The sequence below is a fragment of the Poseidonocella sp. HB161398 genome (assembly GCF_005870025.1).
GTDB lineage: Bacteria > Pseudomonadota > Alphaproteobacteria > Rhodobacterales > Rhodobacteraceae > Mangrovicoccus.
The window spans coordinates 126,320-133,194 of record NZ_VATA01000018.1 but is presented as its reverse complement, the minus strand read 5'-3'; the positions used below and the strand labels follow the sequence as shown (position 1 = coordinate 133,194).

At 66.6% G+C, this 6,875-nt stretch carries 6 protein-coding genes; 3 read left to right on the top strand and 3 right to left on the bottom strand.

The features are described 5' to 3' along the window. Positions 1 to 264 precede the first annotated feature (264 nt). Complete coding sequence (locus FGX59_RS15930) at positions 265 to 2,568, bottom strand: adenosylcobalamin-dependent ribonucleoside-diphosphate reductase (protein WP_138468031.1); 2,304 nt, start codon at positions 2,566 to 2,568, stop codon at positions 265 to 267. 127 nt (positions 2,569 to 2,695) lie between these two features. Here FGX59_RS15930 and FGX59_RS15925 point away from each other — a divergent pair, with 127 nt between their 5' ends. The 3 genes from FGX59_RS15925 to FGX59_RS15915 all read left to right on the top strand — a co-directional run bounded on the left by FGX59_RS15925 (position 2,696) and on the right by FGX59_RS15915 (position 4,561). Further along, positions 2,696 to 3,139: a DUF1489 family protein gene (locus tag FGX59_RS15925; RefSeq protein ID WP_138468029.1), complete on the top strand. Its 444-nt coding sequence runs from the start codon at positions 2,696 to 2,698 to the stop codon at positions 3,137 to 3,139. A 135-nt stretch (positions 3,140 to 3,274) separates the two neighbouring features. After that, positions 3,275 to 4,033 (top strand): hypothetical protein, encoded by a 759-nt coding sequence (locus tag FGX59_RS15920; RefSeq protein WP_138468027.1) that lies wholly within the window; start codon positions 3,275 to 3,277, stop codon positions 4,031 to 4,033. 39 nt (positions 4,034 to 4,072) lie between these two features. Then, positions 4,073 to 4,561 (top strand): HugZ family protein, encoded by a 489-nt coding sequence (locus tag FGX59_RS15915; protein ID WP_138468025.1) that lies wholly within the window; start codon positions 4,073 to 4,075, stop codon positions 4,559 to 4,561. Between the two features lie 58 nt (positions 4,562 to 4,619). Here the strand turns inward: FGX59_RS15915 and FGX59_RS15910 are convergent, their stop codons facing one another. Both FGX59_RS15910 and FGX59_RS15905 read right to left on the bottom strand, forming a co-directional pair. Continuing rightward, complete coding sequence (locus FGX59_RS15910) at positions 4,620 to 5,003, bottom strand: DUF4864 domain-containing protein (protein ID WP_171060665.1); 384 nt, start codon at positions 5,001 to 5,003, stop codon at positions 4,620 to 4,622. A gap of 205 nt (positions 5,004 to 5,208) precedes the next feature. Beyond that, the gene (locus FGX59_RS15905) at positions 5,209 to 6,828 is read right to left on the bottom strand and encodes a calcium-binding protein (protein WP_138468021.1); all 1,620 of its coding nucleotides are present in this window, start codon (positions 6,826 to 6,828) and stop codon (positions 5,209 to 5,211) included. Between the last annotated feature and the right edge of the window lie 47 nt (positions 6,829 to 6,875).

The following is a 6,875-nucleotide window of genomic DNA, read 5'->3' as shown; positions in this document are numbered from 1 at the left end:
CTTGTACTTCGTAGGGGCCCAACTGCTCATGCCTACCGGCTATCATGCTGGATTCATGCAGTGAATCCCTCGCACGATTTGTGCAACAAGGCCCCTTCATACGCAAAAGGCGCCGGAGCGTCTGCCCCAGCGCCTCTATCACGGCCTTTCAGAGAGCAGCCCAGGGACACAAGGCGGTACGTTTCGCCCTTGACACCCCTTGCGCAGACTTATGCTTCCGTTTGCGCATTCATCTGCTTTCTCTGACTCTGCCCCTGCCGGCCGTTACCCGCATTTGGAATGGCCGCAGCTCGGGCAGGTCATGCAGCCCTCGATCATCCGCATGCCGTACTGGCCGCAGCTCGGGCAGGCCTTGCCGCGGCTCTCGCCCACCGCGACCGCCTCGGCATGCGGATCCGCCTTCAGGCCCATGCCCTCGCCCTCAATGAAGCCGATCTCCACCAGATGGCGCTCGATCACGCCGCCGATCGCCGCCAGGATCGAGGGGATGTACTTGCCTTCCATCCAGGCCCCGCCGCGCGGGTCGAAGACCGCTTTCAGCTCCTCGACCACGAAGCTCACGTCGCCGCCGCGGCGGAACACCGCCGAGACCATCCGGGTCAGCGCCACGGTCCAGGCATAGTGCTCCATGTTCTTCGAGTTGATGAACACCTCGAAAGGCAGGCGGCGGCCGTTCAGCGTGATGTCGTTCAGCGTGATGTAGATCGCATGCTCGCTATCCGGCCATTTCAGCTTGTAGGTCGCGCCTTCCAGAGCCTGCGGACGGTCGAGCGGCTCGGTCAGGTGCACGACCTCGCCGGTCACGCCCGCGTCGCGCGCATTCGAGCTGACCGCGCGGACCTCGCCGGTCTTCTTCTCTTCCTTCGGCTTCTCGTCGGAGGCCGTCAGGACCGAGCCCGTCACCGCGTTCGGACGGTAGGTGGTGCAGCCCTTGCAGCCCTCGTCCCAGGCCTGCATGTAGACGTCCTTGAACTCCTGGAACCCGATATCCTCGGGGCAGTTGATCGTCTTCGAGATCGAGGAGTCGATCCATTTCTGCGCGGCGGCCTGCATCTTGACATGCTCGGACGGCGCCAGGGTCTGGGCGTTGACGAAATAGTCGGGCAGCGCAGCATCGCCCATCACGTCGCGCCAGAGGTTGACGGCATAGTCGACCACCTCTTCCTCGGTGCGCGAGCCGTCCTTCTGCAGGACCTTGCGGGTGTAGGAATAGGCGAAGACCGGCTCGATCCCCGAAGAGACGTTGCCCGCATAGAGCGAGATCGTCCCGGTCGGCGCGATCGAGGTCAGCAGCGCGTTGCGGATGCCCTTCTCGGCGATCGCGGCGCGGACATCGTCATCCATCTCCAGCATCGTGCCCGAGGCCAGGTACTTTTCGGCGTCGAAAAGCGGGAAGGCGCCCTTCTCGGCGGCCAGATCGGTCGAGGCCAGGTAGGAGGCCCGGGCGATCGCCTTCAGCCAGGCTTCGGTCTGGGCTGCCGCCTCGTCGGAGCCGTAGCGCAGCCGCACCATCAGCAGGGCATCGGCCAGGCCGGTCACGCCAAGGCCGATCCGGCGCTTGTTGCGGGCTTCCTCGGCCTGCTGGTCCAGCGGGAAGCGGCTGGCATCGACCACGTTGTCCATCATCCGGACCGCGGTGCGCACCAGCTCGTCCAGCGCCGCGACATCGAGCTCGGCCGCGTCGGTGAAGGGGTTCTTCACCAGCCGCGCCAGGTTGATCGAGCCCAGCAGGCAGGCGCCGTAGGGCGGCAGGGGCTGCTCGCCGCAGGGGTTGGTGGCAGCGATGGTCTCGCAATAGGCGAGGTTGTTCTTCTGGTTGATGCGGTCGATGAAGATCACGCCCGGCTCGGCGTAGTCATAGGTCGACTGCATGATCTTGTCCCACAGCTCGCGCGCGTTCACCGTGTTGTAGACGCGGCCCTCGAAGACCAGATCCCAGGGCTTGTCGGCCTTCACGGCCTCCATGAACGGGTCGGTGACAAGGACGGAGACGTTGAACATCCGCAGCCGGGCAGCGTCGGATTTCGCGGTGATGAACTGCTCGATATCGGGGTGGTCGCAGCGCATCGTCGCCATCATCGCGCCGCGGCGCGAGCCGGCCGACATGATCGTGCGGCACATCGCGTCCCAGACATCCATGAAGCTCAGCGGGCCGGAGGCGTCGGCCGCCACGCCCTTCACCTCGGCGCCGCGCGGGCGGATGGTCGAAAAGTCGTAGCCGATGCCGCCGCCCTGCTGCATGGTCAGCGCGGCTTCCTTCAGCGCGTCGAAGATGCCCGCCATGGAATCGGGCACGGTGCCCATCACGAAGCAGTTGAACAGCGTCACGGTACGGCCGGTGCCGGCACCCGCGGTAATGCGGCCCGCGGGGAGGAACTTGAAATCCTCCAGCGCGTCGTAGAATTTCGGCTCCCAGGCGGACGGATCGGTCTCGACGGAGGCCAGCGCCTTGGCTATGCGGCTCCAGGTGCCCTCCACCGTGTCATCGACCGGCGTGCCGTCGGATTCTTTCAGCCGGTATTTCATGTCCCAGATGGTTTCCGAGATGGGGGCGGCAAAACGGCTCATGGGTGGCAGCTCCAGAGAGAAGTCGTTACTAGTGTAGATCAGACTGGTCTTGTAGGCACTTCCCTTTCGCCCCGCAAGACCTAGTATAGTCTTGACAGACAATAACATGATCTAGGGGTTGGATACGATGACTGCGGTTCATCTGGTGAAGCTCTGCGTCGGGGCCGAAAAGGTGGAGGATCTGGCGCTCTGGCAGGCGGCGCGGGCAGATTCGATGCCCGGCGGGCTGCCGCGGCACGTCACGCGGATGTGGCCGAAGCGCGAGTCGGAGCTGCTCGCGGGCGGATCGCTCTACTGGGTGTTCAAGGGACTGATTCTCGCGCGGCAGCGCGTGCTCCGGCTCGACGAAGTGGTGACCGAGGACGGGATCCGCCGCTGCGCCATCGTGCTCGACCCCGAGATCGTGCGTACCGAGGCGCGGCCGCGGCGCCCGTTCCAGGGCTGGCGCTATCTCGCCGAGGGCGACGCCCCGCCCGACATGGGCGCGCAAGGCGCCACCTCCGAACCCGCCCTGCCGCCATCCCTGGCCGCGGCCCTGGCCGAGATCGGCGTGCTCAAGGCCAGCGCCTGAAGGCGCAGGCCGCGGGGGGCATCCCGGCGGACATGGCCCCGTAACGGCGCAAGACCGGACATCCGGCGGGTCCGCTGCCGGATTCGGAGTGCATTTTAACCTCAAATTCACCATGGCGCCCAAATGGTTAACGCCATGATCCTCCGCCTCGCCTCCTGCCTGATCGCGCTTCTCTGGTCCGAGCCGGCCTATTCCGGGGCATGGCCCCGCGGCAAGGGGCATGGCTTCCTGAGCGTCTCGCACGAAGAGACCGTGCGCCAGGACGATGCCGAGGCGGCGCTGGGGATGGGCGGCGCGCTGGAAGAGGAGCCGGAGATCTTCAGCTTCAGCTCGGTCTATGCAGAGATCGGCCTGACCGACCGCATCACGCTGGGGCTCGATGCCGGGCAGGATCACGGACCGGACACCAACCAGGCGATCCTCTTCGCCAGCCTCAACGTCACCCCGGCGGAGTGGCGCCACCAGATCGCGCTGGAATTCGGCATCGGGCAGCGGGAATATCCCGCGGACAGTTTCGATGCCGCCAATCTGGCCGATCTGCGCGAGGCCGGCACCGAGCTGGTGCTGCGCCCGGGCATCTCCTGGGGGACCGGCTTTCCGACCCGCTTCGGCAATGGCTGGATCGCGGTCGATGCGCGGCTGGTGATGCGGCAGACCCATGGCGACCGGATCCCGAAGATCGACACGACGATCGGCATCGCCCCGGGGCCGCGCAGCCTGGCCTATCTGCAGCTGCAGTATTCCGACTATCCGGACAATCCGCCGAACTACCGCCTGGTGCCGACCTATGTCTTCCGGCCGTTCGACTGGCTGGCGCTGGAGACGGCGATCCTCTGGGATGCGGAGGGCGGCGACCGGATGGGACTGCGCGCGGGGCTCTGGCTGGAATTCTGAAGGCTTGCAGAATCGGGCGCTGCGGCTAGCCTCGGCGCCATGTCCCAGACCAGCCCGATCCGCGAAACAGATGACGAGGCGCGCGCCCTGGCGCGGCAGCTGCTTTCGTCGGCGCGGCATGCCGCCCTGGCGGTCACCGACCGCGCGACCGGCGCGCCCACGGTCAGCCGCATCGCGCTGGTGCCCGGGCCGGACGGCGCGCCGCTCACGCTGATCTCGGAGCTTGCCGCCCATACCGGCCATCTCCTGGCCGATCCGCGCTGCGCGCTGCTGATCGGCGAACCGGGCCCGACCGGAGATCCGCTGACCCATCCGCGCATGACCCTGGCCTGCGAGGCGCGCTTCACCCGCCAGGACGATCCCGGCCGCGCGGAGCTGCGCGCGCACTATCTGGGCCTTTATCCCAAGGCCAAGCTCTATATCGATTTCGCGGATTTCCTCTTCGCCAGCTTCGCCGTCGGCTCGGCGGCCCTGAATGGCGGATTCGGCAAGGCCTACCAGCTTTCCCCGGAAGATCTGGGCCTTTAGCTCCGGCTGCACCGCCGCGCCTGCCGCCGGCATGACGCCGACACGGCAGGCGCATGCGCTAGCCGTCCCGCGCCGCGGATTTCCCCGGATGCTCCAGCCCGGTCAGGGGCAGCGTGCGGAGACCGTCGATCTTCCAGCCATCGGCCTCTTCCGCCATGTCGTATTCCAGGACATGGGTCCGCCCGGCGCTGTCGCGGATCGTCACCCGCTGCTGCACCAGCCCGTCGCGGCAGCGCAGCGGCAGGTAGCCCACCCGCCGGACATCCCAGGCCATCGGAAAGCCCTGCCGCATGAGCTGCGCGAAAAGCTGCGCCGAGCCCAGCTGGCCGCGGATATTGCGCGATACGTACCCGTAGGCCCGCGACAGGTTTTCCGTGCGGAGCGCCGCAAGCTGCCGGTCGATTGCCGACCTGATCGCGGCCCCGCGGTCCTCTTGCGACATCGCCATCACTGCGCTGAAAGTCGCCGATCCCGACAAAATTGCCGTGAAACTAAGCAATCTCATATCCACGTTCCCTCCTGGCAGATCAGCCTAGGGCCGCAGAAGTTAATGTCACCCTTAATGTCGCGCCAAGATCCTAGACATCAGTCGTAGAGCCGGAGCGGAAAAAACGCTTCGCGCGGACGATTCGCCCCGGCGGACCGCATCAAACGAAGGCGAGATCGCCGATGCCGGTGAAATCCGCCTGCTCCAGCGCGGCATTGGTCTCGAGCGTGATCCAGGTGCGCCCGCCGGCGAAGGTCAGGACCGCCGTGCTTCCGTCGATCGCGACCGATTCCAGCATGTCCGCATTCGGCGACAGGTCGATCACGTCGATCCCCTGCTCGAAGTCGTGGATGGTCACTTCGGTATAGGTCCGGCCGCTGCCTCCGGGCAGGAACGTGAAGACATCCGCGCCCTCGCCGCCCCAGACCTCGTCGCGCAGCGACATCCACAGGGTGTCATCGCCAGCCCCGCCAATCAGCGTATCGGCATAGCCAGGCTGTTCGTTGGCGCAGTACTCGCAGAATTCGTAGTAGAGCCCGTAGTCGGCGAATGTGTCCGCGCCGATCAGCACGTCATTCCCTTCCCCGCCATCGAGATAGTCGGCACCGTGATTCGTCCAGGCCCGGTGCGGAATGTCCTCGCCGTAGAGCGTGTCGTCGCCCGCGCCGCCCAGAAGCGTGTCCACCGACACGCCGCCGCGCAGAAGATCGTCGCCATCGCCGCCTTCCAGCAGGTCCCTCAGCTCGCCGCCGTCAAGGCTGTCGTCTCCCCCGAGGCCGCGAAGCGTCACGGCGCCCAGACCGCCGCCGAGATACTCCGCGCCGGCCGTGCCGGTCAGGCTGCCGGTCGCGCGGTCCAGCCTCATCCCCTCGACATCGGTCAGCCAGACCTCCAGATCGTCGCCGAAGACGAAGTGATCGCCCGATGCCAGATCGATGTGCAGCTCGCCGGACAGGCCGATCTCGAAGATATCGGTGCCCGCGCCGCCGTCCAGGACGTGGACTCCGTCCGCGGCAAAGAGCGTGTCATCGCCCGCACCGCCATGGAGGCTGTCCTGTCCCCTGGTCGCGATCAGCGAGTCGTCGCCCTGCCCGCCGCGCAGCAGGTCGTTGCCCGCCCCGCCGATCAAGGTATCCGACCCGAGGCCGCCGCGCAGCAGGTCCGCCCCGGGCCCGCCCTGCAGCCGGTCCGCCCCCAGGCCGCCGAGCATGGTATCGGCTCCGGTACCGCCATGCATCACATCGCCACCGATCCCGCCCTCGATCCGATCGGCCCCTAGGCCGCCGCGCAGCACGTCGCGCCCCGTGCCGCCCAGGATGGTGTCGCGCCCGGCCCCGCCGGACAGCTGGTCATGGCCGTCATTGCCCTCGATCAGGTCGCCCCCGGGCCCGGCTTCCACGAAGTCCGTGCGGTCGCTGCCAGTATAGTGCCCCGTCCCCTCGCCGATGCGCGCCATCAGCAGCACGAGCGAGGTGTTGCTGTAGGCGCGGTCGAGCATGACCTCGCTGAGCAGGCCGTAAGCGTCGGCGATCTCGGCCGAGATCGTGATGGCCAGCCTCGATCCGGAGTAGATCCTGATCCCCGAGATGCTTCCCTGCGGCACGTCGATGCCGCCAGTCTCCTGCGTGGTCCCGAAAGTGCCATCGAACGCATAGCGCAGGCTGCCGTCGGAGAACTCGAAAAGCGCCTCCGTCGAGGCCGTCACCGTCAGCGGAGACGGCCATCTGGGATTGTTGTAGGCACCCTCAGGGCGCTGAAGGAAGTATGTGATCTGGTCCAAAACGGGGCTCGCAATTAGTTAACACCATATACCAATATGGCGTTAAC